This is a genomic window from Sphingomonas sp. YR710, from assembly GCF_900101455.1.
Classification (GTDB): Bacteria; Pseudomonadota; Alphaproteobacteria; order Sphingomonadales; family Sphingomonadaceae; genus Rhizorhabdus.
The window spans coordinates 1-26,449 of record NZ_FMZJ01000003.1 but is presented as its reverse complement, the minus strand read 5'-3'; the positions used below and the strand labels follow the sequence as shown (position 1 = coordinate 26,449).

Here is a 26,449-nt window from a genome sequence, read left to right as displayed (position 1 = left end):
TTCAGAACGAGCCCTTGCTCATCAGCACCGCCGGGAATGTCCGGCCGATGATCGCCAAATCACCGCCGAGCGATTTGGAACGGCTATAGACGGTGTCGATCGCCACGCGTCGGCGATAGCTCGTATTGTTCCGGCCGCTTACCTGCCACAGGCCGGTGATGCCCGGTCGTACCGCGCAGTAGAAGTGGAAGTAGCGACCATAACGTATGATCTCCGCATCGACGATCGGGCGCGGTCCGACGAGGCTCATGTGCCCGAACAGCACATTGATCAGCTGCGGCAACTCATCGAGGCTCGAGCGGCGCAGAAATGCGCCAAGCGGGGTGATGCGCGGATCGTTTCGCAGCTTCTGGTCCCGCTGCCATTCGGCGAGTGCATCCGGGTCATTCTCCAGCAAATGGAGGAGCCTAGCATCCGCATCGACCACCATCGTCCGCAGCTTGAGACACGGAAACTTTCGCCCTCCGCGACCTATGCGACGATGGGCGAATATCGGCCTGCCGCCATCATGTGCAAAGATGACGCAGCAGAGAATGAAGATTACTGGAAACAATATTGCGATTGCAATCAATGCAACGATAATATCGATGGATCGTATGACCCTGCATTCCCATGTTTTCATAGATAACCTGCCATGTGTGTCAGGATGGAGCTAAATCGCGATTAAACATCATCGAGACGTCGACTATCGATTTGCTTCCGTAACGATCGTGGCGAATGGGTAGCGATTTTCCTTCTCAGTCGAAGGGCTTTGTATTGCAGTGCAATATCGCAGATCATCGCTACGTTGGCCAGTCGTTACCTTCGCGTTCGACCGTTCGGAGGTGTCGGTTTGTCGCAATTTTCCGGCAAATTCGGGCATGCGATGCCCGTGATCGCCATTTGATTTCCTCCTAAAACGAGATTCTGAACGATGAACTGGTCCCAGGGATCCTGCGCCGGCCGGTATTCAGCCCGCGCTTCCCCCGGCCTGCCGCTTCGAGTGCCTTCCGAGGCCGATCAACTACCGCCACATGTCTTCTGGCCCAATTTTCTGGCTTCGGCTTGAGCCGTCATCATCGCCAGCTCATGTGCGAGGAGTGTGGGACGTTCTGGTGAAAGCCGGGAAGTTCCGTAACGCGTGCGCAAGGGCGGCGGCGATTGGCGCAGAGGCGGTGGGACCGTCGACCGTGTCGACCGAGCGTATCCGTTGGATCCCGCCGCGCGCGAGGGCATCGAGATCGCCCGGACGTCCTAGGCAGTGCGTCGCGGCAGCCTCGATCCCCGAGGCGCCCGCCTCCCGCAGCAGCGTTGCGCATTGCAGCAGCGTCGCACCGCTGGATATCAGATCGTCGACGATGATGGCGGGACACCCCCGAACGCGCTCGATACCCGGAATGACGAGAGTTACGTTGCGATCGCCGAAGCGTCTTTTCTCCGCCACGAGCATATCCGCGCCCAGCGCTTCCGCGACGCTGGTGACCCATGGGCGCGATTCACTGTCTGGCCCGATCAGAATCGTATCGGGCCGCATGTCCGTTCGGAGCATGTCCGCGATCGTTCCGGCGGCGGAAACCGCTAGGGCATCGATTCCCGGTACGATCTCCTGCAGATCGTGCGTGCGATGCAGGTGCGGATCGACCGTGATCAGCCCATCGAAATGCGTTGCCATCAGCCGGCCGATGACCTTCTGGCTGACGGCCTCACCCGGATGGAACGCAATGTCCTGGCGCATATAGGCAAGATAAGGTGCGATCAGAATGATTTTGCGAGCGCCGCCATCGCGCAGCGCCGAAGCTGCAAGCAGCAGCTCGATCAGTTTCGCATCGGGGTGATCCAGCGATCGGTAAACAATCGCTGTGCCTGCCGAGGGCGCCGCCCGCACCAGGCTTTCACCATCGGGGAAGCGGTGCACGGCGATTTGTCGGCATTCGATGCCGATTTCAGCGGCAAGGCGGCGGGCGGCGGCGGTCGAATCGCTGAAATGATGGATCGTTGCCGTCACGACAATATCCGATATCCCGTGTCACTTGTGGCGAGATCGCGCGCAAAGGCCAGCCCGGTCTCGGATTCGGCGTGGATTCGGTAGAGCGGTTCGCCGCGCCGGACCTGATCGCCGACCTTGTGGAGCAGATCGATGCCGGCGCCCTTGTCCATTGGTGCGCCGGCGAGCCGGGCGACCCGTGCGACAAGGTGGCAGTCGATCGCGGCGACCGATCCGTCTTCCCCGGCCAGAATCTCGTGTCGAAAGTTGCCAAGTTTAAACGTCTCGCGCTGCGGGCCCTGCGCCGCGATCAGCCGCTCCATCGCCGCGAGCGCCTGACCCGAGGCCAGCAGTTCGAGCGCGCGGGCATAGCCACGGCCGCCTTCCAGCGCAGGATCGAAGTCGAGCACATGGCCGGCGAGCAGCAACGCGCGCTCGCGAAGATCTTCCGGTGCGTCTTCATCGTTGCGCAACACGGCCATCACGTCGCGCGCCTCCAGCACCGGGCCCACGCCGCGGCCGATCGGTTGCGAGCCGTCGGTCAATATCACCTGGATCGTCAGCCCCACCTTGTGGGCGACATATTCGAACAGCTTGCGCAGGCGTGCGGCCTCGCTGGTCGATCGCACCTTGGCGGTCGGGCCGACGGGAATGTCGATGACCAGATGGGTTGAGCCGGCGGCGAGCTTCTTCGACAGGATCGATGCGACCATTTGTTCGAACGTATCGATCCGCAGCGGCCGCTCGACCGAGATCAGGACATCGTCGGCGGGCGACAGGTTGATGCGGCCACCCCAGGCGAGGACCGCCTTCTCGCGCGCCACGATTGCCTTGACCTGATCCGCGGTCAGATCGACATTGGCGAGCACTTCCATCGTATCGGCGGTGCCGGAAGGGGACGTGATCGCGCGCGAGGATGTCTTGGGCATCACCAGCCCGTGCGCCGCGACGATCGGAACGACGATCATCGACGTGCGGTTGCCGGGAATGCCGCCGATGCAATGTTTGTCGACGACCAAAGGCATATGCCATTCGAGCCGGTTGCCGGCGTCGGCCATCGCGACCGTCAGCGCGAGCGTCTCCTGCGTCGTCATGAAGCCCGCGCACGCGACAAGGAAGGCGCCGATCTCCATCGGGGAATAGCGATAGGCGGCGATATCGGCGATGATCGCCGAAATTTCGCTGTCGCTGAGCACATCGCCGCCGATCTTGCGGCGGACGGCCTCGAGGCTCTGCGGCGGCTTGGCCTGTGCGATCGCAACCAGCGTTCCTTCGGGGAGGCCGAGCCGCCGGAACGCCTGTTCGCCGAGGCCGATTTCGCCGGGGGCGACGATCTGCGGATCATCGGTAATGGCGAGGGTCGCCAATATGCCACATCCGCCGGCACTGATCTCGATCTTGCGCAGCGCACGGAACTGTTCAGCGCCGTAGCCATTGTCGCCGCGCCGCAGGAAGGCGGTATTTTCGGGATAGGTATCGATCCCGACCTTGCGGACCTTGAGCATCAGCGGCGACCGATTCTGGGATTCGTCGCGGGTGCGGCGCGAGACGGTGGCGCTGGATTGTGAGCCATCGGGTTTGTCTCTCTCCTTCAGCAGTTTGGCGGATTGTCCTGAACGGCTCAGCGGGTGCTTCCCATTGGTAGAGTTACGCATGGCCCGAACCGGACCCGACTTCACGCTTATGTATATTCACCGATGCCCGGTGACCGCGGAATTCCTTAATTTCGATTAACTCTTGAATAGGGACTCGGCATGGATAGCTCGCCTACATCGCCGCATGCCGGCAATCCGTTGGTGGCGGCCTCACGCTGCTGGACGATGGCTGCCGACATGGCGCTCAAGGGGTGGCTGATGTGGCAGCTCCCGCTGGTGACGGCGGTCGACTGGTGGGTCGAGTCGATCGACGCACCGCTTCGGCATCTTCGCCACGCGGCAGAGCCGCATGTCCACGAGCATTCGATCGAATTGATCGTCCCGGATATATTGGAAGAGGATGGAGAGCATGCGCTGTTCGCCTGAGATGTCTTCCAGTGCGACCGTCGACCACGCCGATTCGGCGCGGCTGCTGGTGGGCGCGATCCTGCTGGTCGCCGTCCTCGCTATTCAGTTTGCGGGCGCGATAACCCTGAGCTGATGGAGCCGCCGATGACCCCGCTCAACATCGAATGCACGCCTGATGCCCTGCCGCTTTACGACTGGAGCGCCACGCTCACGACGCGCTCAGGCTTCAGCCTGCCGGTACGGCCGGTACGCCCGGGTGACGAGGCGGCGCTGGCGGCATTTTTCGATCATGTGACGCCCGAGGACCTGCGATTCCGATTCCTCAGCGGCATTCACCGCGTCAGTCCCGATCGACTGGCTGAAATGACACATATTGATCATGCGCTGATCGAGCATTTCCTGGGGTTCGATCCCGATAGTGGGCAGATCATCGCATCTGCAATGGTCGCTGCCGACAAGGCGCGGACCACAGGCGAAGTGGCGATCGCGATCGACGCCGAATATAAGAGCAGGGGCATCGGGTGGGTGTTGCTCGGCCATGTCGCGCGCTTTGCCCGCGCTCATGGGATGAAACGGCTCCAGTCGATCGAAAACCGCGAGAATCGCGCCGCGATCGAGCTCGAACATGAAATGGGCTTCACTGCCAGGCCCCATCCCGATGACGGCTCGCTGATTCTCGTCGAAGCCGAATTGTAGCGGATCGATGGCATAGCTGCCTTCCCGACCTCGGACATTTGCGTAATGCCGGCATGGTTCGGCCTGACTAGCTAACCGCATCCTGAAGGGGACCAAGCGTGGCACCAACCGTCGAACTCCTGCCTGCCCCCGATCCTCTCGACGGCATTGCCGAGACATGGGATCGCACCGCCGTTGCCGCGATTGCACAGATGACCCACGGCCTTTCGCCTGCGACGATCGGGCAGGCCGTTTCGGACTGGGCGATGCACATGGCCTGCTCGCCTGGCAAGCAGTTGCAACTGGCGGCCAAGGTTGCCCGCAAATTCGGACGGCTGAACGAATATGTGCTGCGCAGCGCAGGCGATGCCGATGCGGAGCCGGCGATCGAGCCGCTGCCATGGGATCGGCGGTTCGGCGATCCGGCATGGCAGCGGGCGCCCTTCAGCCTTTTTGCGCAAGGCTTTCTGCTCACCCAGCAATGGTGGCATGCCGCGACGACGGGTGTACGGGGCGTTACCCGCCATCATGAAGAGATCATGAGCTTCGCCGTACGCCAGCTGCTGGACGTTGTCGCGCCGACCAACTTCCTCGCCACTAATCCGGTGCTGCAGAAACGGGTGGCTGAAAGCGGCGGGAAATGCCTGATCGATGGCGCCAATTATCTGCTGGAGGATATGCAGCGCATCGTCCGGGGTGAACCGCCTGTGGGTGCCGATGCCTTTCCGGTCGGCGAGGCGGTGGCCGCGACGCCGGGCAAGGTCGTCTTTCGCAACGAATTGATCGAGCTGATCCAATATGCGCCGACGACGGACCAGGTGCATGCCACACCGATCCTGATCGTGCCGGCCTGGATCATGAAATATTACATCCTCGACCTGCGGCCCGAAAATTCGCTGATTCGCTGGCTGGTCGCGCGGGGGCATACCGTATTCTGCATTTCCTGGCACAATCCGGGCAGCGCCGACCGCAATCTCGATATGGATGCCTATCGGCGGCTCGGGCCAATGGCCGCGCTGGATGCGATCTGCGCCATCACCGGCTCGGCGGCGGTGCAGGGCGCGGGATATTGCCTGGGTGGCACCCTGCTGGCGATCGCTGCGGCGGCGATGGACCGCGACGGCGACGACCGTCTGGCGGGCATCACCCTGCTGGCGGCACAGACCGAGTTCAGCGAGCCCGGTGAGCTTGGTCTGTTCATTGACGAGGCGCAGCTCAGCCTGCTCGAAAACATGATGTGGAGCCGCGGCTATCTGGACAGCGCACAGATGGGCGGCGCTTTCCAGATCCTGCGGTCGAACGACATGATCTGGTCGCGGGTGCTCAACACCTATTTGATGGGCGAACGCGAACCGATGACCGATCTGATGGCGTGGAATGCCGATGGCACACGGATGCCTTATGCGATGCACAGCCAGTATCTGCGCGAGCTGTTTCTCGACGACGGCCTGGCCGAGGGCCATTTCCAGGTCGACGGGCGGACGATCAGCCTGTCGGCGCTGCGCAAACCGATGTTCGTGGTCGGCACCGAGCAGGACCACGTCGCCCCGTGGCGATCGGTCCACAAGATCCACATGCTGAGCAGCGCGGAGATCTGCTTCGTGCTGACGAGCGGCGGCCACAATGCCGGTATCGTCTCCGAGCCGGGGCATCCCCACCGATCCTATCGTATTCTTACGCGCGAGGCCGATGGGCTTGCGCTCGATGCCGAGGAATGGCGCGATCGGGCGCCTGTGAAGGATGGTTCGTGGTGGGAGGCGTGGGGGCCGTGGCTGGCGGTGCATTCGGGGCCGTCGGGCGACCTGCCGCCGATGGGAACGCCGAGCGGATGCTATGCGCCGATCGCGGACGCGCCCGGCCACTATGTGCTGGAGCATTGAGCGATGACCGATCCCGGCATGATCGAGAACCGTACGTTCGACGAAATCGCGCTCGGCGATACTGCCAGCATCACGCGGACCGTGGGCGAGAAAGATATCCGGCTGTTCGCGCTCGCATCGGGTGATGTCAATCCGGTTCATCTCGATCCGGCTTATGCGGCGACCGGCACGTTCCACCGCGTGATCGCGCACGGCATGTGGGGCGGGGGATTGATATCGGCGGTGCTCGGCACCGAATTGCCGGGGCCGGGCGCGATCTATCTGAGCCAGAGCCTGCGCTTCCTGCGGCCGGTGGGGCTCGGCGACACGATCACCGCGACCGTCAGCGTGGCGGAAAAGCGGGATAAGTACCAAGTGGTGCTGTTCGATTGCCGCTGCGTCAATCAGCACGGCGACGAGGTGATCACCGGGCAGGCCGAGGTGAAGGCGCCGATCGAGAAAGTCTGCCGCCCGCGCATCGCATTGCCCGACGTCCGCTTCGCGAACCATGACGATTATCGTTGGGTGATAGAGCATGTGAGGGGCGGGCCGCCGGTCCCGACCGCAGTGGTGCATCCGTGCAGCGTTGCGGCGATTGCCGCCGCGATCGACGCTGCCGATGCTGGGATGATCGTACCGATCCTCGTCGGACCCGAGGCGAAAATTCGCGCGACCGCGCAGACCGCGGGCAGGGATATTTCGGCCCTTCGGATAGTGAACGTCCCGCACAGCCATGCGGCGGCCGATGCGGCCGTCGCTTTGGTGCGATCGGGTGAGGCGCAGTTGCTGATGAAGGGGTCGCTCCACACCGACGAACTGATGGCTGCGGTCATCGCCACCGCCACCGGGCTGAGGACCGAACGCCGGATCAGCCATGCCTATGTGATGGATGTGCCCGACTATCCCATGCCGCTGATCATCACCGACGCGGCGATCAACATCGAGCCCGATCTGGAGGCGAAGGCCGACATCATTCGCAACGCGATCGATCTCGCCCATGTCATCGGCATCGCCGAACCGCGCGTCGCCATTCTGTCGGCGGTCGAAACGATCAATCCGGCCATCCGATCGACGTTGGACGCGGCAGCACTCTGCAAGATGGCCGACCGCGGTCAGATTTCGGGAGCCATTCTCGATGGTCCATTGGCTTTCGACAATGCCATCAACCTGACTGCCGCCATCGAAAAGGGAATCATCTCGCCGGTGGCGGGCAAGGCGACGATTCTGCTGGTGCCCAATCTGGAGGCCGGCAATATGCTGGCCAAGCAGTTGACCTTCCTCGGCGGGGCCGATGCTGCGGGTGTCGTGCTGGGTGCACGCGTGCCGATCATCCTGACCAGTCGCGCGGATTCGTTGCGGACCCGGCTCGCCTCGTGCGGCGTCGCGGTGATGCTGGCCCGGGCGGCGGCCAGTGCCGCGCCACGCGCTGGCGATGCTGGGGGCGGTGCATGAGCCAGGCTGTCCTCAGCCTCAACGCCGGTTCCTCCAGCCTAAAATTTGCATTGTATGCGCTGGACGGCGGCGCGCCGTCGCGCATTTGCGTGGGCAAGCTGGAAGGGATCGGCACCGCCCCGCATTTGATTGTGCATGATAGCCAGGGCGTGTTGATGGTCGATCGCCGCTGGACGGACGGGAGCCTCGGCCACGAACAGCTATTGCTGGATCTGCTGCTGTGGATCGAAACGCATCTGGGTGGGTATGAACTGGTGGCGGCAGGGCACCGTGTGGTTCATGGCGGCGCGGCATTTTATCGGCCCGTGCGGATCGACGAGGCGCTGTTGCAGGCGCTGGACAAGCTTTGCCCGCTCGCGCCGCTGCACCAGCCCCATAATCTGGCGGCGATCCGGGCGATGCGCGCGGTTGCGCCGGATCTGCCGCAAGTGGCCTGCTTCGATACGGCCTTTCATCACGGTCGGCCGGACGTCGCCACGCGCCTCGGGCTGCCACGCGCGCTCCACGATCGGGGGATCAGGCGCTACGGCTTCCACGGCCTGTCCTACGAATATATCGGGCGCCGGCTTCGCGAGATCGATCCTGCGCTGGCAGGCGGGCGCGTGATCGTCGCGCATCTGGGCAATGGCGCCAGCCTGTGCGCGATGGCGGATGGCCGGAGCGTCGATACCAGTATGGGCTTCACGGCGCTTGACGGCCTGATGATGGGCACGCGCTGCGGGACGATCGATCCCGGCGTTCTGCTTCACCTGCAGATGCAGGAGGGGATGAGCGCGCGGGAGGTGGAACAGATGCTCTACAACCGATCGGGACTGCTCGGCGTGTCGGGCGTATCGAGCGATATGCGTGCGTTGCATCTGAGCAACGATCCGCATGCGGCTGAAGCCATAGACCTTTTCGTGTGGCGTGCGGTGCGTGAGATGGGGGCCTTGATCGCTGTGCTCGGTGGTGTCGATGGCCTGGTCTTCACCGCGGGCATCGGCGAAAATGATCCGCTGGTCAGGGCCGCGATCTGCGACCGGTTTGGCTGGGTCGGGGCGGTGGTCGACGCGTCGGCCAATGCTGCCAATGCGGGGTCGATCGCTGCGGCCGGCAGCCGAATGGCTATCCGGGTGATCGCAACGGACGAGGAACGGATGATCGCACTCCACACGCTCGAAACCTTGGGAGATCCTTCAGGGGCGGCTCTTCCGTCGCGGTGATCGCATTAGCGCCCCGCGCATCAGCACCATGCCGGGCAGGAGCGGGAGCCATAAGGTCAGCAGGCGCAGCAGCATCGTGCCGGCAAACGCTGCCTCGACCGGCACGCCGAGCAAATGCAGCGTCGCCGTCGACGTCGCCTCGAAACTGCCGAGGCCGAGCGGCAACGGCCCCAGCGTTACAACGATCGAAGCCATGATGAAGGCGATCAGCGCGGTGCCCAGCCGCACCTCGACGCCCAGCGCATGGAGGCAGGCGAAAAGCGATCCCGCGTCGGCCAGGAACACCAATGCGTTGCACCCGGCGACCTGCAGGAGCAGGCGGCGGTCGGAGAGCAAATGCGAAGGGGCCTGTGCCACCGTCTCCAGCAAGGCGCGCACCGGGCCGATCCGCTCGATCGGCGCCCATAGTGGCTTGTCGCCGCGATGCCGCAGCCACAAGGCGAGCGACGGGATGGCCAGCGCGACCAGCAGGAACAGCGTGACGAGGCCGGCCATCAGCGGTGTCGCCTTGTCGTGAAACCAGAGCAGCAGCAGCGTGACGATCGCGAAGACGGCATAAGCCGCATAGAAGCCGATCATCGATATCAGCAGTGCGGCACCGGCGCCGCTGCGCTCGGCCCCGCGCTGGTGAAGCTGATCGACGAGCAGAACATTGCCGCCCATGCCCGCGCTCGGCAGCGCCTGATCGGCGAACAATTTGGTGATAGCGACGCGGATCAGGCGCGCGCGGGGCAGTGGCGTCTTCGCTTTATCGAGGACGAATGCCCAACCCTGCGCCACGCTGACATAGGTTGAGAGTTGCAGCGCGATGGCAAGGATCAGCCATTGCGGCCGGGCGCGCGCGATCAGCACCGCAAATGTCTGAAGATCCCCGAAATGTAATATCGCGCCGACCAGCCCCCCGATCAGGATGATCGCGAAAAGCCAAGCCCGGTATCCCGACCAAGAGCGCAATCTGTCGTCGGGTTTTGGCGCAGTCATGTACCGTTGCCGATCATCCGTCCCGCGATCGCGCGAAAGGGCATGGGAAGAAGCAAGGCGAAGCGTCGCACTTCACCTTCGGACGGAACGGGACCTTCAGGGTTGATAATTGCGCAGCAATTCCAGGATCTCGGCGGGCTTGCTTTGCGCATAATCCTTGTTGATCTCGGCGATGATGCGCAGCGCGGACCGCGGATCGAGATCCGCCCGGATTTCACCCAGGACATGCGGTGGCGCGATCAGGATCACCGGCGTCTCTTCGCCGGCCATCGAGGAGATCAGCTCGAGTGCCTCATGACTGAAGCGGTCTTCGCGGCGCTGGTGGAGATCGGGTGCGTCATAGGCGCTGCGGCCGTGGCCGGCGCTGGAGAAGGCGCGGCCCGGTGCATCGGTTTCCAGCACGTGGCTCGCGGGATTCTTCAGCTTGCGCTCGTGCAGACGATCGAGCGCGGGCAGGGCGTCGCTGCCGCGGTTGCGCAACAACTGCAGATGAGCGCCATCGACGGCGAGGATCAGCGTTCCGTGGGGAATCAACATCGGTCTTGTCCTTGGCTCAGTACGTCAGAGCGGTATCGAACATGCCGATGCGCGCCGTCTCTACGTGAGGATACGGACATGACCGAACCGATCATGTCCGGTGCATGAAGGCGTCGCGACTCATGATGGGGTTCGGCTCAGCGGTGTCGTCCTTCCCCCTCGAGCGTTGCAACCGCATAGGCAGTTGGACCAAGGGTGCTCGGTGACCGCTATCGATGCTATCCGAAAGAGTTGCCGCCATGGTTGAGCGCCTTTTCCGCCCGACGGGGATCGTTTCGATTGCGCGCCGCCTGTTTCGGGCCAGCGAGGCCGGGTTCATTCTTCTCGCTATCGGGATCGGGGTGGTGGCGGGCCTTTCGTCGGCGCTGCTCGGCGCGCTGGCTCACGCGGCGCAGGGCGCGCTCTACGGGTTGGCGCCCGATATGCGGCTGAGCGGGCAGGCCAGCATCGCGCCCTGGCGCTTGCTGGCACTGCCGCTGGGCGGGTTGCTGTTGGCGGGCATGATGCTGCTGGCCGGCCATGCCCGGCGGACGGCGATCGACGTGGTCGAGGCCAATGCGCTGCACGGTGGTCGCATACCTTTGCGTGATACTTTGCTGGTCTCGGTGCAGACATTGCTGTCGAACGGATGTGGCGCGTCGGTGGGGCTCGAAGCGGCCTATGCGCAGGCAGGCGGGGGGATAGCTTCGCTGGCCGGGCGCTGGCTCAACCTGCGCCGCAACGATCTACGAATATTGGTCGGCGCCGGGGCCGGCGCGGCGATCGGAGCGGCGTTCGGCGCGCCGCTGACCGGTGCCTTTTATGCTTTCGAGATCGTGATCGGCGCCTATACGCCGGCGAGCATCGCTCCGGTCGCGGCGGCAACGCTGGCGGCGGTGGTCACCGCGCGAACGCTCGGGGCCACGCCTTACCTGATCGCCGCGACGAGCAGCCGGACGATCGCGACGGCGGACTATCTGCTCTATGCAGGATTCGGTCTTGTCGCCGCGCTGGTCGGCATCGCTCTGATGCGGCTGGTATCGCTCGTCGAGGCGAGCGTGCGGCGGACGGGATGGCCGGATCATGTGCGGCCGGTGATCGGCGGATTCCTGCTGATTCCGATCGCGATGGCCTCGCCGCATGCCCTGTCGGCCGGGCATGGTGCGCTTCACCTGACGATCGGCGCGCAGATTGGCTTGGGGGCGCTGCTGATCATCTTCGGCCTGAAGATCGTCGCGTCGGTGATCTCGCTGGGTTTCGGATTCCGGGGCGGCCTGTTCTTCGCGTCGCTGTTTCTGGGGTCGCTGCTGGGGCAGATTTTCGCGGCATTGCTCGCCATGGTGCCGCATGCGCCGCCGCTGCCGCCGGTCGATGCGGCGCTGGTCGGCATGGCGGCGCTCGCGGTGGCGGTAGTGGGCGGTCCGATGACGATGTCGCTGCTGGTGCTCGAGGCGACCCATGATTTCGCGATCACCGCGACTGTGCTGACCGCCACCCTCTGTTCGAGTGCGCTGGTCCGCGAGCGTTTCGGCTACTCCTTCTCGACCTGGCGGCTCCATCTGCGGGGTGAGGTGGTCCGCAGCGCGCGCGATGTCGGCTGGGTGCGCGCGCTGACCGCGCGACGGATGATGCGGGTCGCGCCGGCAACGGCCGCGCCCGACCTGTCGCTGGCGGATTTTCGGCAACGATTCCCGATCGGTTCGACCAGTCGGGTCTTGTTGCGTGATGCGCAGGGCCATTATGCCGGTCTGGTGCCGACGGCGGCCGTCTATGCCGACACAGGCTCTGCCGAGCGCCCCGTTGCCGAGCTGGCGGTGCTGGCCGATGCCACTTTGTCACCCGACATGGACATTGTTGCGATCATGCGCCGGTTCGATGAAAGCGAGGCGGATGATCTGGCGGTGGTCGGTCCCGACGGCCAGATCCTGGGAATGCTGACCGAAAAATACGTCCGCAAGCGCTATGGCGACGAAATGGACCGGGCGCAGCGCGAACTCTATGGCGAGGATTGAAAGCCCGGCAGTTATGCGTGCCGTCGTGCCCATGCGACGATCGACTGCCGATCCATTGCGCCCGCCGATCGCGCAACCTCGCGACCGTCGGCAAACACGATCAGCGAAGGGATCGAGCGGATCGCGAAACGCGCGGCCAACGACTGTTCCGCCTCGGTATCGACCTTGAGCAAGCGAAAATCGGGTTCCAGATCGCGGGCGGCGGCGGCGAAACCCGGGGCCATCGCCCGGCACGGGCCGCACCAGCTTGCCCAGAAATCGACCAGCACGGGCAGCGATCCCGTGGCGACATGCCGATCGAAAGCGGCCGTATCGGCGGCGATCGGTTCGCCCTGAAACAAGGGCTGCTTGCAGCGACCACACCGCGGATGTTCGCGCAAGCGGGCTGCCGGAACGCGGTTGGCGCCCGCGCAGTGAGCGCACACGACCATAGCTGTCGCTGTCTGGTTCACCGCCATGTCGATCACTCCGTTCAACTGTTTGCGCATAAACGCAAATAGCGAATTCCTGCGTTGCGTCGAGGATGCGTAAAATTCCGGAGCGGATCGCGGTCGGTTTTGCGGGAGATCACGTATAGAGGCGTTGGATCTGCATCTCATATCCGCTGTTCATGAGTGAACCGCAAAAATCGCGATCGTCGACACCGAGCCTTTTGTCCCGTCTGCTGGGGGAACGGCCCGCATCGGGCGATGCCGTCAACCGATCGGCACTCCGGCCCGGACAGAAATCAACGCCGCCCCAAAAGCGACGGATCTCTTTCTGGTATTGGGCTATCATCTTCCTCGCGCTGCTCTGGGCGCAATCGGTGTTCAGCCATCGCGATACGCAGGCCATCACGTATGATGCGTTTCTGCAGGACCTGCGCAATGGCCATATTGCCGAGGTCGTTCTATCCGATAGCGAGATCCGGGGCCGCTATGTCGCAGCGGACAGGGATGGCCGCAAGGCGTTCGTAACCGCGCGCGTGGATCCCGCGGTAGCCGCCGACTTGTGGGCGTAGGTAAGGGGCACCCGCATTTCAGCGCGACAGCAATATTAGCCGGGACGGATTCGACAACAGGTTCGACGTTACGCCGCCGAGTACCCATTCGTGCAGGCGACTATGTCCATAAGCGCCCGCCACGACGGCGTCTGCCCGGATCGAGCGTGCAATATCGGCAATTTCATGTGCATCGGAACCGGTTGCGACCCGGACAAGTGATTCGGCCGAAATGCCATGGCTGTGCAGCCAACCGACGACATCGTTCAGGCGTTCCCGCGCGGCCGATACATCGCTTGCGTGTACCACCTCTGCAACGGTGATTTTTGCGGCCAATTCGAGCAGGGGCAGGGCATCAAGGATCGCGCGTCGTGCCTCACGGCTATCGTTCCAGGCGATGAGCACCTGATCGAGCTGCAGGCGGGTGATCGTGTCGGGCGCTAGCAATATGGGCCGACCGGCTTGCATCGCGAGATCGCCCATTCGCGCGTGATGCGCGGTGGAGAATAGTGATCCGCCATGTTCGGGTGACGTCAATATCACATCGGCCGATCGCGCTTCGGAAGCGATATAATCGGCGAGCGACGAAAATACGGATGCACAGCGCCAATCGAGGTTGGCCGCATGGCCTGCGAGCAGTCGCCGAAATTCAGCCTCAGCCTCGCGGGCTTCGCGATCGAATGCGGTCTGATCCTGCTGGACGGCTTCGGCTGACAGAAAGCCGGCTATAGCAGACGTCGCCAGCAGCGGTTGGCAGGCCGCGATGCCGATCACGTTCGCACGATATCGCCGCGCGATGTCAGCCGTCAGAGTGAGCAGTGCGGCATTTGATTGGCCCAGTTGCAGATGAACCATCAATGTTGCGTAGCTCATCTGTCGTTTCCCGTGCAGAAAATAATCGTACCTGTGAAACCGCAGGCAGATCCGGCTCAAACATCGGGAGAGCAAGATCGACAATAAGAGCATTTCCTATCGTGGATAAGCTCAATTTTTCGTCGACCGAACTCGCGAAGGCATTCATTCGCCACCCTCTCCCATGCCTGGTTGGAGATTATGGCGGCGACCATCGAGCCAATATGCGGAATGATACGGATATCAGGTCATCGACCGGGCTGACCGCGAATGCGAAGCTGTTCCCCCGGGGATGTGATGGAACATTACAACTTTACAACGAAATCTTGTAATACGTTACAATTGAACTTCATTGCCTGTGCACGATCGGCGATGCGGCGCCTATCATGGGTTCATGGATCAGCGAATCCTGGACGCGCTTTTTCGAGAGGAACGACCCATGACCGAGCCGCAGCGCACCCGCGCCGTTTTTTCGACCGAAGATTTTACGCTGATGAAGCAGGCGGTTGCTCACTATATGCAGGTAATCAAGGACAAGCCTGAATCGTCGAAGTACAGCAATCTCTATCATCGGCTCGGGCGGCTGGGCTGATCGGGAGAGCAGCTCCCTGCCGTATAAAAAGGGGGCACCGCGAATGTTGGCGGTGCCCCCTTTCATTCTACCAATCTTGTGCGTCAACTATAGGCCCGCGGGCGGCTCAATTTGCCGCCAGGCTAGCATATTTCGGCCCCTTGATCATCGATTTGGGAAAGGGGGCGATGGTTTTGCGCAAGGTGCGGGCCGGGCCCTCGACCAGGACGTTGGGCCGCGCATGTTGCAGGGCCAGATTGTCCCATACGACCAGGTCGCCCTCCTGCCAATAATGCGGAAATTCCCTGCCGGACGCATACAGATGTTCGAAGAGCGCCTCCAGTAGCGGGTCGCCTTCGGCCTCGGGCATATCCGCAATCTTCTGGGTCGTCTGCTGACAAACATAGAGGATCGTCTTGCCCGTTCGCGGATGGACGTAAGCGATCGGGGTCTTCACGAAATCCTCGCCGGTCTGATAGGTGGAAACCAGCACGTCGGTGTCGCCTGCGGCGCGCTTGCGGTAGGTATCTTCGTCATAATGCTGAATGGCGAAGCGATCCTTGACCTGGGCGCGCAGATCTTCGGGCAAGCTAGTCCACCCGTCGACCGCGCTGACGAACATTGTCGGCGTCGCGGGCTGGCCGACTTCCTTGCCATATAGCGAGATCAAGTCGACGCGGTCCTTGGCGGACCACATTTGATCCGAATGGTATAGCAGGCGCCCATAGGGCGCCGCGCCGGTGGGCTCGCGGTTGGAAATCATGAACTTGTCGTTGAGCGTGAGCGTGTCGGGATCGGGTACGTCGTTGCCGATCAACAGTTCAGACAAGTAGGTCTGGAATTTTATGTCGGCGTTGATACCTCGGAAAACCAGGAGGCTCCGTTCGTCAAAGAGTTTCCGCAAGGTGCGGATCGTATCGGCGTCAAGTGGGGTGCGCGGCTCCAGGCCGAATATTTCCGAGCCGAAGACCGGATTCAGAGTTTTTACCGTCATCTCAGACATTCTTATCTCCATAGCATTTGTTTTTCGGGCGGAGGGGCCACTATGTTGAAGCGCATATTGCGGAAGAGAATGACGCAAATCACCAGATCAACGGGACATGATCCACGCCGCCGCCGACCCGGCTGTTGTTGACCTCCATCTCGGCGGGGTCTGCGGCCAGCCGCACCTGGGGGAAGCGGCGAAACAGCGACAGGAAGACGGCTTTGAGCTCCATCCGGGCGAGGCTCATTCCCAGGCAGTTGTGCGCCCCGTGCCCGAACGACAGATGGCCGCTGTTCTTGCGCGTGGGATCGAATTCCTCGGGCCGCTCGAACATCCTGGGATCCCGATTGGCAGCGGATTCGGAGATGATCACCAGGTCGCCGCGGCGAATCGTGACGCCGCCGATGTCGTCGATATCCTCATTGGCATATCGCATCAGCCCGAAATTATGGGCGGATGTGATACGCAGGACTTCCTCGACCACCTGATCGATCCGGCCTTCGGGATCCGCCATCAGCCAGTCGCGGCGTTCGGGCTGGCTGAGAAGGTAGAGGACACCGAAGTCCATCCGCACCACAGTCGTCTCATGTCCAGGAAACACCAGCCCGGCGGCGAAGGACTCGAGTGATCGGGAGGCGAAGAAGGACGGATCATCATCCTGTGCCCGGATGAAATCGGAAAGGACGTCGGGACCGAGATTTTCGCGCTTCTTCGCGATCAGGCCGCGCATATATTCCTGCAGTTCGCGGGCTGCGGCCATCGCGTCCGCGCCATTCTGGGTGCCGCCCATCCGGTGAGACAAGGCGGTCACATAATCCGCATCCTCGACCGGAAATCCGAGCAGCGCCGCGATCACCAGCACTGGCAGGCGGAAACCGAGCAGTTCGTGAAAGTCGACCGGTTCGCCAGGGTTCCGGTCATGCGCTGCCTGCATTTCGTCGAGGCAACCGTTGGTCAGATCCTGAACCCAGTCCTTCAGCAAGGCCAGCCGCCGCGGCGTGAAGCCGGGTGCCATCAGCTTGCGAAGGCGCACCATCTGGTCCTCAAAGTCCATGCCGCCCAACGGATGGGCATGCAACGCGGCCTCCGACATGCGCGACGCATTCTTGGGATCGTGATGGGTATAATAGCCAAAGCGCCGATCGGCGAAGACCTGCTTTGCCTCATCGAACGCGACAACCACCCAGGCCGGATCGCCCGTGGGCGTGGTGACCGGGATGATCGGCGCCTGCTCGCGCAGCTTGGCATAAAGGGGCGAGATCTTGAGCACACCATCGCGTGGGAATGGCATCTGCACCGCACCCTGCTGAGCACTGATCATTAGGCACTTCCTCTCAAGGACATTGAAACCTGCCGACCCTTTTCCGGGTGATCGATATAATATGTGAGTCGACAACCAAATAATATTAGACCACCATATTATGACAGGCTATCACGCCATGCAAATGATAAGTCGCGGATGCCGAGCGGTCGGGCCTTCGGGGTCAGCGGTGGTGCATCACGCCGGAAACTCGCCGTAAGGAGCATCATGACACTGCTTTCAATTCTCGATCTCTGCCCGATCGCCGAGGGAGAGACCCCCGTCGACGCACTGCGCAAATCGCGGGAACTCGCGCAGGCCGCGGAACGGCTCGGTTTTCATCGGCTATGGGTATCCGAACACCATAATATGCAGGGCACGGCGAGCGCCGCGACCGCGGTGATCATCAGCCATCTCGCCGCGGTAACGCGTTCGATGCGGATCGGGTCGGGCGGGGTCATGTTGCCCAATCATGCGCCTTACGCCGTAGCCGAGCAGTTCGGCACGCTGGGCGCGCTTTATCCCGGGCGGATCGATCTCGGGCTCGGGCGTTCGCCGGGGACGGATCAATTGACCGTGCGCGCCTTGCGCCGCGATCCCAGGGCATCGGAGCGATTTGCCGCGGATTTGCAGGAGCTTCAGTTCTTTCTCGGGCATGCTGCGGCCGATCAGCCGGTTCGTGCGATTCCGGGGGAAGGGTCGGACGTGCCGATCTGGCTGCTGGGATCCAGTCTTTCCAACGTGCAACTCGCGGCGGCAGCGGGCCTGCCCTTCACCTTTGCGGCGCATGTCTCACCTAATGGGCTGATGGAGGCGATCCAACTCTATCGCGCGCGCTTCACCCCGTCGAAGCAGCTCGATGCGCCCCATTTCATGGTGTGCATCAACGTCTTCGCGGCCGAGACCGATGAAGAGGCCCGGCGCCAATTCTCCTCGGCGCAGTGCGGACTCGTCAATTTTTTCCGGGGAAAGATCGGGCGGGTCCAGCCGCCGGTCGACGATATCGAGGCGGTGTGGACGCCGCAGGAAAAGGCGATGATCGAGCATATGCATCAATTGACGATCGTCGGATCGCCAGCGACCGTTCGATCACGGTTTCGCGAGTTGATTGCCCGGACCAAGGTTGATGAGATCATGATCGCGGGCAATTTCTTCGATCCGGCAGCTCGCATCAGGTCGCTCGAGCTGATCAGTGCGATGGATCTGAAAAGCTAGCGTATCGCGCAGCAATTCGTTGCGCGATACGCAAAAGAAAAGCGCCCCTCTTCCAGCCTTCGCCCGCAAGCAGGCGGAGGCTGGAATTATCCGACTTTTAGGCGAGCATTGCGCCCCAGCCGCCGTCGAGCGGGATGAGTACGCCGTTCAGATAGGCCGCGCGATCCGAAGCAAGGAAGGCGGCGAGTTCGCCGGCATCGTCGGCTGCCCCGGGCCGGCCCAGCGGGTTGACCGTCGCTCTTTTGGGCTGTGCCTCATAGCCGGCGCGACCCATGCCCTCGGTCAGGATCATGCCGGGGCAGATCGCATTGGAACGGATATTATATTTGCCGCATTCGACGGCGAAGTTCCTGGTCATCATCGCGACACCGGCCTTCGCGATATTGTAGGCACCGCTGCCGACCGACGGGATCAGCCCGGCCAGCGACGACCAGTTGGTGATCGTGCCGCCGCCCGTGGTCTTCATCGCGCGCACCGCATGTTTGGCGCCGAAGAACATGCCCTTCAGGTTGATATCGAGCATGCGGCTCAGATCATCCGATTCCAGATATTCCAACAGCCCTCCGGACCCGATGCCGCCGACGTTGAGCATGGCATCCAGCCGACCGAATTTCGCAACCGCAAGGTCGACCAGGGCGCTGACTTGCGCCTCGTCCGATATGTCGCATCGCGTAGTGACGACGTCACCGCCGATTTCGGCGGCCGTCTGATCCTGTGCGCCGCTGATATCCGAAATGACGATTCTGGCCCCCTCGCGGGCGAATATTTTGGCGCACGCCTTGCCCATGCCCGAACCCGCACCGGTTATGGCCGCAACTTTTCCTTCAAGAAAACCCATTTGGATCCTCCACCAATCGATCCCCCAAGATAGGGGATGCTTCCAATGATTTCCTGCCCGATCGGATCGGGCAGACGGTGCCGCGTGACGCGGCCGTCATTTACAGAATCTGGCACGCCTCTTCGAACGAGAGGCGCGGATTGCGGGGCCACACGCCCGCCGGATCGCCATGGCCAACGGCGCAGATGAAGTTCGACTTGATGCGGCCTTCGGGGAAGAATTCCTTATCCACTCCATCATTGTTGAAGCCCGAAACCGGGCCGCAATCGAGGCCCAGGGCGCGGGCCGCCATGATGAAATAGGCACCCTGCAGACTGCTGTTCCGGTAAGCGGTATCCAGCGAGAGCTGTTCGTTGCTCGCAAAATAGGCCTTGTAGCCTTCGCCGCCGGCCGGGAACAGCTGGGGCAGCTTCTGGTGGAAATCCAGATCGTAGGCGATGATCACGCAGACGGGCGCGGCCATCATCTTGTCGACGTTGGTCGGCGCCAGATGGGCCTTGAGGCGCTCTTTCGCCTCCGGGCTCGATACCATCACAAAGCGAGCCGGGTTGCTGTTGGCCGATGTCGGCGCCATCTTCGCGATATCATAGACCTGGCGGAGCAGCGCTTCGCTCACCGGCTCCGGCTTCCACGCATTTTGCGTTCTCGCCTCGCGAAACAGCTGATCGAGGGACTCGTCGTTGATCGTCTTACCGGTCACTGGCATTTCCTTTCCGTCAAATTCCAAAACTGAAAACCATCAATCAATCGCCGTCCGGAACGGCCTGTTCGATCTTTTGCCCGGCTTGGCGGGCGGTCGGTCGTTATTCTCGGCGGCGGCGCATCAAAGATCCGGCGAGATTGGCCGCATCTCCTCGACGTCGCCGCCATTGACCGGCAGCAATGCGCCCGTGACGAACGCGGCTGCGGGCGAGGCGAGGTACACTGCGGCAAAGCCGATATCCTCCGCGAGACCGAGCCGCCGCATCCGCGTCGAGCGCATCGCGGCATCGCGTATTTCGGGGCGACCCTCGAAGATCTTCTGCAGGGCGGGTGTTTCCACCGGTCCGGGTATGATCCCGTTCACGCGTACCCGAGGCCCCAGATCGGCGGCCATCAATTTGGTCATGTGCGCCAGCGCCGCCTTCGCGACGTAATAAGACAGGTTGCCGCGCGGCGCCTTGTACGAGCCGGGTGAAAGCGTGTTGATGATGCACGCTCCGGGCCGATCGAGCAGATGCGAGAGGGCGAGGCGGGCCAGTTCGAACGGCATCGCGACGATCAGATGGAATTGGGATTCGAGGAGCTGATACTGTGTGTCAACGAAGGCCGGTGACGTTCCGCCGCCGGCATTGTTGACGAGGATATCGAGCCCCCCCAGTTCGGCGACGGTGCGCTCGACAAGTCCGGGCAGTTGGGTGGGATCGCCAATGTCCGCGCGAATGGCGACGGCCTGGCCGCCAGCGGCGCGGATGTCTGCGGCAACGGCCTCAATTTCGTCGGAGGAGCGGGCGGTAACCGCGACGGCGGCACCGGCTTCCGCAAATTTGCGGGCCATGCCGGCGCCGATGCCGCGGCCGCTGCCGGTGACGAGCGCTACCTTGCCTGCGAGCGAGAAGCCGCTCACCCGCGCGCCTCCCGCCCCATGTGCGGAAACCCGATTCCGACCGGCGCACCGACCTGTCTGCGCGACAATCGGACGCCATTCATCGCGATTACGGCCACCACCGTACTCTCCTCATATCTGTCATTTGTTTTAATTCGTTTGGGCCCAGTCGCCGGACAGGCGCCGAAGCGTATCGAAATGCTGCGAGATCACGGTTGAAAGATCGTCGCGGCAATCCTTGCTGACCCACGAGCCGATAGCATCGGTGAACACGCCGAGCGCAACCCGGGCGGTTATCTTGCTTTGTTCGTCAGCTTCGGCCAGCCCGCGTCGCTCCGCCAGTGCCTCGGCGATCGCGTTGAGCCAGCTGCGATTGATGTCGTTATACAGGCCGCGCAGGACTGCCGAATTTGCGGCGGCCATTCCGGCGCGCTTCGTATGCACTGGGTCGATGGCCGGCACCCATATTGCCAATATGGCGTGTTGGGCTGCCAGCAGATCATTCTCACCGGCGGGCCGGTCAATGATCGTCTGCCGCAACAGCGGGAGCTGGGCGCCCTGCTGGCACAGAACGACATCGGACTTGCTGGGGAAATATCGGAAGAATGTCGTCGTCGAGATGTCGACGCGTTCGGCGATCTGTTCGACGGTCGTCGCCTCATATCCCTGCTCGGCGAACAGCGCCAATGCGGCTTCCTCGATCGTGAGCCGCGTCTTCGCCTTCTTCCGCGAACGAAGCCCGTTGGCGGGCGCGTCATCTCTTCGGAATTTCACTTGTGAAGCCATGAACACAGTGCTGGCACAAAAAAGGAGTTAGCGCAAATATATTAGTTGGCATACAAATGTGTGTCGACTACTGTTATGTTCAGCGCTGCGATCGGGTAGGATTGGGCGCTGGAGAGGCGAGCAAGAGATGATGGTTGAAAATATCGTGGGCGTGTCGCGGGCCAGCGCCGAGTCTGTGTGCGCCGGGGCGCGTGTGCATTTTCCCAATTTTGATTTTACGCCGGAGCAGTTCGCGTGACCGATCGCATGAAGGGAAAGAGGGCCGTGGTGGTCGGTGCCGGGCAGCCCGAGAGTGATTTGCTTGGCAATGGCCGCGCGATCGCGACGCTGCTGGCGCGGGAAGGCGCCGAAGTGTGTGCGGTCGATCGCGATCCGGATCGTGCCGCGGCCACGGTAAAGCAGATCATTGCCGAAGGCGGGAAGGCGCACGCCATCATCGCCGATGTGGGGAGTCCCGAAGACTGCGCACGGCTGATCGAAGAGTCGCGCGGTATCATGGGCGGCATCGACACGCTGGTTAACGTTGTCGCGATCAACCATGTCGATGCCGATCCTCTCAAGCTCGAGGTCGCGAACTGGCAGCTGATGATGGACGTCAATCTGCGCGCCATCTGGCTGACGTCCCGGGCGGTCGTGCCGATCATGCAGAAGCAGGGCGGAGGCTCGATCACCAATATCTCCACCCTCGGTTCGCGCACCGGCGGCGGTTCATTGTTCGCCTATTCGATTTCCAAGGCGGGGGTGAATGCGGTGACCCATAGTTTCGCCGTCTCGTACGCGCCATTTGGCATTCGTTGTAATGCGATCCTCCCGTCGTGGGTTCTCACCCCCCATTCGATCGAGGGGCTCACGCGCCACGGAATCGTGCCGAATCGTGATGAGCTCGAAGCGCGAGGCTCGCGTTTCGTCCCGCTGGGCCGGATGGGATCGGCAATGGATGTGGCCAATGCGGTTCTGTTCGTATCGTCGGACGAAGCCGGTTTCATTACGGGTCTCGAGGTGCCGGTCGATGGCGGCGCGCTGGCGATAATCGGCCGCTACGAGCGGAAGGACTGAGCTTCCCGGCCGCCTCCGGCTTGAAACGAGAATATTCGAAATGGGTCGTCGGCCGCGGGCCGACGCGAGCGCTGCCGGCTGTGCATGGCGAGTTGAAGAGGAAAATGAAATGTCGGAACTTCCAGAATTTCGCAATCTCATCAATGGGGAGATGTGTCCGGCGCGGAGCGGGCGCATGCTCGATTCGACCAATCCGTCGACGGGTGAAGTGTGGGCGCGCATTCCCGCCAGCGATGCATCAGACGCACAGGCGGCCGTGGCCGCAGCGCATGCCGCATTTGCTGCCTGGTCGGCGCTAAGCGCAACGGGGCGTGGCTATTATCTGAAGATGGTCGCCGATGAGCTCGGCAAGCATGGCGATGAACTGGCGCGCCTTGAGACACTCGACAATGGCTGGCCGCTGCACACGATCCAGCCGTCTCGCGGCATGGCGATGCGATTCCTGTGGGAACGCGCGGCCAGCATGACGCAGCCGGCGGCGACGGGCCGCAGCGTGCTCCTTGAACGGGAGCTGATGGGCTATACGCTGCGCGAGCCTTATGGCGTCGTCGCCGTCATCGTGCCCTGGAATTCGCCGGTCGCGATCATGGCCAGCAAGGCGTCGATGGCGCTGGCGGCTGGCAATACCGTGGTCGTCAAGCCGCCGGAGCAGGCTAGCGCCGCGATCCTGCGGCTGGCGGAAATCATTGCGAAGATTCTCCCGCCCGGCGTGCTGAACTTTGTGTCCGGGCTGGGTGCCGAAGCGGGGGAGCCGATCGTTTGCGATCCGCGCGTCCGCAAGATCACCATGACCGGATCGACCGTCACCGGCCAGCGGATCCAGCGGGCAGCGGCGGAGAACATGACGTCATCGGTGTTCGAACTCGGCGGAAAATCGCCGAATATCGTACTGGCGGACGCCGATCTCGATGCGGCGACGATCGGTGTGACCACGACATCGGTGTTCACGATCAACGCGGGGCAGGGCTGCGTCGCCGGCTCGCGTATCCTGGTTCAGCGGCCCATATTGGATGAAATGCTCAGGCGCATCCGCTCGGTCGCCGAGAAGATCGTCATCGGCGATCCGTTCGACAGCGGCACGTCGATGGGCCCCATCGTCTCTCAGGTCCAGTTCGATCGAGTGACCGGCTATATCGAGATCGGCCGGCAGGAGGCGGAGCTTGTGTTCGGTGGTCGATCCGGCCCCGCACTCGTCCCCTCGCTCCCGGGCGGCTATTGGGTGGAGCCGACATTGTTCATAACCGGCGATAATAAGAAGCGCATCTGCCAGGAGGAGATTTTTGGCCCCGTCGCCGTCGTCATCCCGTTCGATACGGATGACGAGGCTGTCGCGATTGCGAATGACAGCGTTTACGGGCTGGCCGCTGGCGTGTGGACGCGCGACATGGCGCGGGCGCATCGGTTCGTGCGGGATATTCAAGCCGGCAATGTGTGGGTCAACACCTATCTGCAGGCACGCCACGAACTGCCCTTCTCCGGAATGAAAGCGAGCGGCTACGGCCATGACGATGCGCTGGAATTCACCCGGGAGAAGACCGCGGTCATTCGCCCTTCCGGCCTAGCCTGAGGGGAAGGGGGGCGGCTATTTGCGCAACCTGTCATCGCGTCCATCCCGTCAACCGGCCGGCGCTGTCGCTGGCACGGTATCGACGTCTTCCTGGGTTCGCGGGGGTGTGCGACCGGGAAGCAGGAGGAAGAGCAGGCTGCCGACCAGCGCCAGAACCCCGGAGACGATCAGAAACGGTCCATAACCGCCGGTACTCTTCAGGGTAATGCTCAGCAGCAGCGAGCCGCTGGCGGAACCCAGCGAAATCGACGCGACCATCAGGCCCAGCACGGTACCATAAACGCCGATTCCGAAGGTGCGGGCGACAAGATAACCGATGACGTCCGATTCTGCGCCATAGGATAGCCCTATCAGCAGAATGGCGAATTTCAGCACCAGCGGCTCGCCGAGATTGGAGGCAATAAGGAAAAGGCCGACCGCAGGCAGGGCCAAGACAATCGTCGTTACCAGAGACGCAGAGAAGCGGTCCAACGCGATGCCGCTAACGAAGCGGCCGACGAGGACGCCGATTGCGAAGACCGAGATCATGCCCGACAATTCAGAAGCTGGCACGCCTTTTTCGAGGAGCATGATGCCGAGCTGGCTGTTCGCAACGAACTGAGACAGACTGGCAAGCGATAACCCTGAAAGCATGATCCAGAAGGCCGGCGTACGCAGAAGCAATCCATAATCGCGCGTCACCTCTTTGCGTATGGGCACCGCTTTTAGGGGACCCTTGCTGCCGGGGGGGACGAGCATGAGCGCGATGCTGCCGCCGACGAAGCAGTAGATCGCGAGCACGATATATCCCGCCCGCCATCCGTGCGAACCGACGAAGTTGTTGAAGATTGGGCCGGCGGTGGCGAGAGTGAAAGCCGGGCCGGATGCCGCCAGGGCGAGCGCCAGGCCACGCGCCCGGACGACATGCTGGACGACCGTGCGGCTATAAACCGTCGACGTCGTGGTCATGCAGAGCAGGTTCTGCAGGACGAGGATGGCCAGGTAGAAGGGGAGACTGCCGGCCATATGGCTCAGGATGATGAACGTGATTGGCCCGGCCACGACCCCGACAAACGCCGTCCGCCTTACGCCGAACATGTCGACGAGCCGGCCCGAGATGGGCAGGGCGACAAGCGTAATGAGGCTCAGCGTTCCGACCAGCGCGAACTGCGCCTTGGACCAGCCAAACTCGTGAATGAGGTGCGGGCCCATGATAGAGTTGGTGAACGCCATGGCCGTAAAGCCGCAGCTCATTCCGATCATGGCGGCGAGCAGTGGCCGCCAGTTGGACCGCAGCTCCTGAAAATAGGTCATGGCCTCTCCTGTGCGGCGGAAATGATGCGCGGTTTTCCGCTGCAGGAAGGAGGCTAGCATTTCCGTGCAAGGCTGTTCGAGCAGTTTTTGGAGGGGGAGCGTTTTCCGCCATGGGCAATTCTCACGGGGTCTGGGGTGGGCACGGCAATCCTGTATCGCGAACACGCACTTGTTGCCGATGCAGGGGGGGGCGATTTGGGACATCCCACTAGCATCAGGGCTTTTCGCCTCCTTGCTCCGAATGGCTTCTCGGGACGTATTGCGTCCCGCGAGCGCGGGAGCACGCAATGTGCGTGGCATCGCATTGACCACGAACGGAAGCGTTCTCTCAGCTCGATGGTCGATTCCGGCATCCTGCAAAATTTGGGATGTCCCTTGCGAAATGTCATAATTCTGCGCCAGGCTGGCGCCGGCGCGAGATGGGCAGGCGCATATTGACCAAATCTATGGCTTAATATTCAGGCAATCAAATGGCAGTTTATGGAGAATATCGATGGCCGATACAGTAATCGTTGACAGTGCCGGGGCTCAGATGAAGCTCTATGAGGTGAAGCCCGAAGGGGCGATTAAGGGCGCTGTCATCGTGATCCAGGAAGCGTTCGGCATCACCGACCACATCATGGATGTGTGCGGGCGGCTTGCCGCGGAAGGATATGTCGCGGTCGCGCCGCATGTGTTCCATCGCAGCGGCGATCCGGTGATCGGCTATGACAAGATGCAGGAAGTCATCCCGCACATCATGGGGCTCAACCGCGCCAA

At 62.4% G+C, this 26,449-nt stretch carries 27 protein-coding genes; 13 read left to right on the top strand and 14 right to left on the bottom strand.

What is annotated here, in order from left to right:
* Position 1 precedes the first annotated feature (1 nt).
* The 3 genes from BLS13_RS04710 to BLS13_RS04700 all read right to left on the bottom strand — a co-directional run bounded on the left by BLS13_RS04710 (position 2) and on the right by BLS13_RS04700 (position 3,618).
* Positions 2-622 carry a sugar transferase gene (locus tag BLS13_RS04710; RefSeq protein WP_093450226.1) on the bottom strand — a complete coding sequence of 207 codons (621 nt, stop codon included), beginning with the start codon at positions 620-622 and terminating at the stop codon, positions 2-4.
* A 444-nt stretch (positions 623-1,066) separates the two neighbouring features.
* Positions 1,067-1,984: a ribose-phosphate diphosphokinase gene (locus BLS13_RS04705; RefSeq protein WP_093450225.1), complete on the bottom strand. Its 918-nt coding sequence runs from the start codon at positions 1,982-1,984 to the stop codon at positions 1,067-1,069.
* Entirely contained in the window at positions 1,981-3,618 is a 1,638-nt protein-coding gene (locus BLS13_RS04700; protein ID WP_256325707.1) for a thymidine phosphorylase family protein, read from the bottom strand. The genes BLS13_RS04705 and BLS13_RS04700 overlap by 4 nt, the downstream gene beginning before the upstream one ends.
* A gap of 99 nt (positions 3,619-3,717) precedes the next feature.
* Here BLS13_RS04700 and BLS13_RS04695 point away from each other — a divergent pair, with 99 nt between their 5' ends.
* From BLS13_RS04695 to BLS13_RS04675, 6 genes are all read left to right on the top strand, one after another.
* Positions 3,718-3,984 (top strand): hypothetical protein, encoded by a 267-nt coding sequence (locus BLS13_RS04695; protein WP_143011866.1) that lies wholly within the window; start codon positions 3,718-3,720, stop codon positions 3,982-3,984.
* Positions 3,968-4,099, top strand: a complete 132-nt coding sequence (locus BLS13_RS20955) for a hypothetical protein (protein WP_256325706.1) — start codon at positions 3,968-3,970, stop codon at positions 4,097-4,099. The genes BLS13_RS04695 and BLS13_RS20955 overlap by 17 nt, the downstream gene beginning before the upstream one ends.
* Before the next feature lie 11 nt (positions 4,100-4,110).
* A complete protein-coding gene (locus BLS13_RS04690; protein WP_093450622.1) occupies positions 4,111-4,662 on the top strand; it encodes a GNAT family N-acetyltransferase in 552 nt (183 codons plus the stop codon).
* 98 nt (positions 4,663-4,760) lie between these two features.
* A complete protein-coding gene (locus BLS13_RS04685) occupies positions 4,761-6,521 on the top strand; it encodes a PHA/PHB synthase family protein (RefSeq protein WP_256325705.1) in 1,761 nt (586 codons plus the stop codon).
* A gap of 3 nt (positions 6,522-6,524) precedes the next feature.
* On the top strand, positions 6,525-7,952 hold the full coding sequence (locus BLS13_RS04680) for a bifunctional enoyl-CoA hydratase/phosphate acetyltransferase (protein WP_093450220.1): 1,428 nt from the start codon (positions 6,525-6,527) through the stop codon (positions 7,950-7,952).
* Positions 7,949-9,154: an acetate/propionate family kinase gene (locus BLS13_RS04675; protein ID WP_093450219.1), complete on the top strand. Its 1,206-nt coding sequence runs from the start codon at positions 7,949-7,951 to the stop codon at positions 9,152-9,154. The genes BLS13_RS04680 and BLS13_RS04675 overlap by 4 nt, the downstream gene beginning before the upstream one ends.
* On the opposite strand, the gene BLS13_RS04670 is transcribed toward BLS13_RS04675, so the two are convergent.
* A complete protein-coding gene (locus BLS13_RS04670) occupies positions 9,128-10,135 on the bottom strand; it encodes a lysylphosphatidylglycerol synthase transmembrane domain-containing protein (protein ID WP_093450217.1) in 1,008 nt (335 codons plus the stop codon). The two genes, BLS13_RS04675 and BLS13_RS04670, sit on opposite strands and share 27 nt — an antisense overlap.
* Positions 10,136-10,231: 96 nt before the next feature.
* Positions 10,232-10,672, bottom strand: coding sequence for a baeRF12 domain-containing protein (locus tag BLS13_RS04665; RefSeq protein WP_093450215.1), 441 nt, complete (start codon positions 10,670-10,672; stop codon positions 10,232-10,234).
* 239 nt (positions 10,673-10,911) lie between these two features.
* Between BLS13_RS04665 and BLS13_RS04660 the strand changes: the two genes are divergently transcribed.
* A complete protein-coding gene (locus BLS13_RS04660) occupies positions 10,912-12,663 on the top strand; it encodes a chloride channel protein (RefSeq protein ID WP_093450213.1) in 1,752 nt (583 codons plus the stop codon).
* 11 nt (positions 12,664-12,674) lie between these two features.
* Here the strand turns inward: BLS13_RS04660 and trxC are convergent, their stop codons facing one another.
* Positions 12,675-13,121: a thioredoxin TrxC gene (gene trxC, locus BLS13_RS04655; RefSeq protein WP_093450618.1), complete on the bottom strand. Its 447-nt coding sequence runs from the start codon at positions 13,119-13,121 to the stop codon at positions 12,675-12,677.
* 194 nt (positions 13,122-13,315) lie between these two features.
* Here trxC and BLS13_RS04650 point away from each other — a divergent pair, with 194 nt between their 5' ends.
* Entirely contained in the window at positions 13,316-13,663 is a 348-nt protein-coding gene (locus BLS13_RS04650) for an ATP-dependent metallopeptidase FtsH/Yme1/Tma family protein (RefSeq protein WP_093450211.1), read from the top strand.
* Between the two features lie 18 nt (positions 13,664-13,681).
* Here BLS13_RS04650 and BLS13_RS04645 read toward each other — a convergent pair whose 3' ends face one another.
* A complete protein-coding gene (locus BLS13_RS04645) occupies positions 13,682-14,515 on the bottom strand; it encodes a universal stress protein (protein WP_093450210.1) in 834 nt (277 codons plus the stop codon).
* A 418-nt stretch (positions 14,516-14,933) separates the two neighbouring features.
* Here BLS13_RS04645 and BLS13_RS20605 point away from each other — a divergent pair, with 418 nt between their 5' ends.
* Positions 14,934-15,086, top strand: a complete 153-nt coding sequence (locus BLS13_RS20605) for a hypothetical protein (RefSeq protein WP_176943438.1) — start codon at positions 14,934-14,936, stop codon at positions 15,084-15,086.
* A 106-nt stretch (positions 15,087-15,192) separates the two neighbouring features.
* On the opposite strand, the gene BLS13_RS04630 is transcribed toward BLS13_RS20605, so the two are convergent.
* Positions 15,193-16,068 (bottom strand): TauD/TfdA dioxygenase family protein, encoded by an 876-nt coding sequence (locus tag BLS13_RS04630; RefSeq protein WP_176943437.1) that lies wholly within the window; start codon positions 16,066-16,068, stop codon positions 15,193-15,195.
* A 79-nt stretch (positions 16,069-16,147) separates the two neighbouring features.
* Positions 16,148-17,371 carry a cytochrome P450 gene (locus tag BLS13_RS04625; RefSeq protein WP_093450203.1) on the bottom strand — a complete coding sequence of 408 codons (1,224 nt, stop codon included), beginning with the start codon at positions 17,369-17,371 and terminating at the stop codon, positions 16,148-16,150.
* A gap of 207 nt (positions 17,372-17,578) precedes the next feature.
* Here BLS13_RS04625 and BLS13_RS04620 point away from each other — a divergent pair, with 207 nt between their 5' ends.
* Positions 17,579-18,565 carry an LLM class flavin-dependent oxidoreductase gene (locus BLS13_RS04620; protein WP_093450201.1) on the top strand — a complete coding sequence of 329 codons (987 nt, stop codon included), beginning with the start codon at positions 17,579-17,581 and terminating at the stop codon, positions 18,563-18,565.
* Between the two features lie 97 nt (positions 18,566-18,662).
* Here BLS13_RS04620 and BLS13_RS04615 read toward each other — a convergent pair whose 3' ends face one another.
* The 4 genes from BLS13_RS04615 to BLS13_RS04600 form a co-directional block, all read right to left on the bottom strand.
* Positions 18,663-19,403: an SDR family NAD(P)-dependent oxidoreductase gene (locus BLS13_RS04615; RefSeq protein ID WP_093450200.1), complete on the bottom strand. Its 741-nt coding sequence runs from the start codon at positions 19,401-19,403 to the stop codon at positions 18,663-18,665.
* Between the two features lie 100 nt (positions 19,404-19,503).
* Positions 19,504-20,109, bottom strand: a complete 606-nt coding sequence (locus tag BLS13_RS04610; RefSeq protein WP_093450616.1) for a malonic semialdehyde reductase — start codon at positions 20,107-20,109, stop codon at positions 19,504-19,506.
* Between the two features lie 117 nt (positions 20,110-20,226).
* On the bottom strand, positions 20,227-21,009 hold the full coding sequence (locus BLS13_RS04605) for an SDR family NAD(P)-dependent oxidoreductase (protein ID WP_093450198.1): 783 nt from the start codon (positions 21,007-21,009) through the stop codon (positions 20,227-20,229).
* A 129-nt stretch (positions 21,010-21,138) separates the two neighbouring features.
* Positions 21,139-21,762 carry a TetR family transcriptional regulator gene (locus BLS13_RS04600; protein ID WP_176943436.1) on the bottom strand — a complete coding sequence of 208 codons (624 nt, stop codon included), beginning with the start codon at positions 21,760-21,762 and terminating at the stop codon, positions 21,139-21,141.
* Positions 21,763-22,008: 246 nt separating this feature from the next.
* Here BLS13_RS04600 and BLS13_RS04595 point away from each other — a divergent pair, with 246 nt between their 5' ends.
* Together BLS13_RS04595 and BLS13_RS04590 are read left to right on the top strand one after the other, a co-directional pair.
* Positions 22,009-22,830: an SDR family NAD(P)-dependent oxidoreductase gene (locus tag BLS13_RS04595; RefSeq protein ID WP_093450195.1), complete on the top strand. Its 822-nt coding sequence runs from the start codon at positions 22,009-22,011 to the stop codon at positions 22,828-22,830.
* Positions 22,831-22,939: 109 nt separating this feature from the next.
* Positions 22,940-24,397 (top strand): aldehyde dehydrogenase family protein, encoded by a 1,458-nt coding sequence (locus tag BLS13_RS04590; RefSeq protein ID WP_093450194.1) that lies wholly within the window; start codon positions 22,940-22,942, stop codon positions 24,395-24,397.
* 48 nt (positions 24,398-24,445) lie between these two features.
* On the opposite strand, the gene BLS13_RS04585 is transcribed toward BLS13_RS04590, so the two are convergent.
* Positions 24,446-26,050 carry an MFS transporter gene (locus BLS13_RS04585; protein ID WP_093450192.1) on the bottom strand — a complete coding sequence of 535 codons (1,605 nt, stop codon included), beginning with the start codon at positions 26,048-26,050 and terminating at the stop codon, positions 24,446-24,448.
* Positions 26,051-26,183: 133 nt separating this feature from the next.
* Here BLS13_RS04585 and BLS13_RS04580 point away from each other — a divergent pair.
* Positions 26,184-26,449 (top strand): dienelactone hydrolase family protein (locus BLS13_RS04580; RefSeq protein ID WP_218123231.1); only part of this gene is annotated, 266 nt, incomplete at its 3' end.

Coding starts and splice junctions, on each gene's coding strand:
- BLS13_RS04670 (WP_093450217.1), bottom strand. CDS start 10,135: ATGACTGCGCCAAAACCCGACGACAGATTGCGCTCTTGGTCGGGATAC.
- BLS13_RS04590 (WP_093450194.1), top strand. CDS start 22,940: ATGTCGGAACTTCCAGAATTTCGCAATCTCATCAATGGGGAGATGTGT.
- BLS13_RS20605 (WP_176943438.1), top strand. CDS start 14,934: ATGACCGAGCCGCAGCGCACCCGCGCCGTTTTTTCGACCGAAGATTTT.
- BLS13_RS20955 (WP_256325706.1), top strand. CDS start 3,968: ATGCGCTGTTCGCCTGAGATGTCTTCCAGTGCGACCGTCGACCACGCC.
- BLS13_RS04630 (WP_176943437.1), bottom strand. CDS start 16,068: ATGTCTGAGATGACGGTAAAAACTCTGAATCCGGTCTTCGGCTCGGAA.
- BLS13_RS04645 (WP_093450210.1), bottom strand. CDS start 14,515: ATGAGCTACGCAACATTGATGGTTCATCTGCAACTGGGCCAATCAAAT.
- BLS13_RS04665 (WP_093450215.1), bottom strand. CDS start 10,672: ATGTTGATTCCCCACGGAACGCTGATCCTCGCCGTCGATGGCGCTCAT.
- BLS13_RS04610 (WP_093450616.1), bottom strand. CDS start 20,109: ATGCCAGTGACCGGTAAGACGATCAACGACGAGTCCCTCGATCAGCTG.
- BLS13_RS04680 (WP_093450220.1), top strand. CDS start 6,525: ATGACCGATCCCGGCATGATCGAGAACCGTACGTTCGACGAAATCGCG.
- BLS13_RS04710 (WP_093450226.1), bottom strand. CDS start 622: ATGAAAACATGGGAATGCAGGGTCATACGATCCATCGATATTATCGTT.
- BLS13_RS04675 (WP_093450219.1), top strand. CDS start 7,949: ATGAGCCAGGCTGTCCTCAGCCTCAACGCCGGTTCCTCCAGCCTAAAA.
- BLS13_RS04695 (WP_143011866.1), top strand. CDS start 3,718: ATGGATAGCTCGCCTACATCGCCGCATGCCGGCAATCCGTTGGTGGCG.
- BLS13_RS04660 (WP_093450213.1), top strand. CDS start 10,912: ATGGTTGAGCGCCTTTTCCGCCCGACGGGGATCGTTTCGATTGCGCGC.
- BLS13_RS04700 (WP_256325707.1), bottom strand. CDS start 3,618: ATGCGTAACTCTACCAATGGGAAGCACCCGCTGAGCCGTTCAGGACAA.
- trxC (WP_093450618.1), bottom strand. CDS start 13,121: ATGGCGGTGAACCAGACAGCGACAGCTATGGTCGTGTGCGCTCACTGC.
- BLS13_RS04615 (WP_093450200.1), bottom strand. CDS start 19,403: ATGGGTTTTCTTGAAGGAAAAGTTGCGGCCATAACCGGTGCGGGTTCG.
- BLS13_RS04620 (WP_093450201.1), top strand. CDS start 17,579: ATGACACTGCTTTCAATTCTCGATCTCTGCCCGATCGCCGAGGGAGAG.
- BLS13_RS04690 (WP_093450622.1), top strand. CDS start 4,111: ATGACCCCGCTCAACATCGAATGCACGCCTGATGCCCTGCCGCTTTAC.
- BLS13_RS04625 (WP_093450203.1), bottom strand. CDS start 17,371: ATGATCAGTGCTCAGCAGGGTGCGGTGCAGATGCCATTCCCACGCGAT.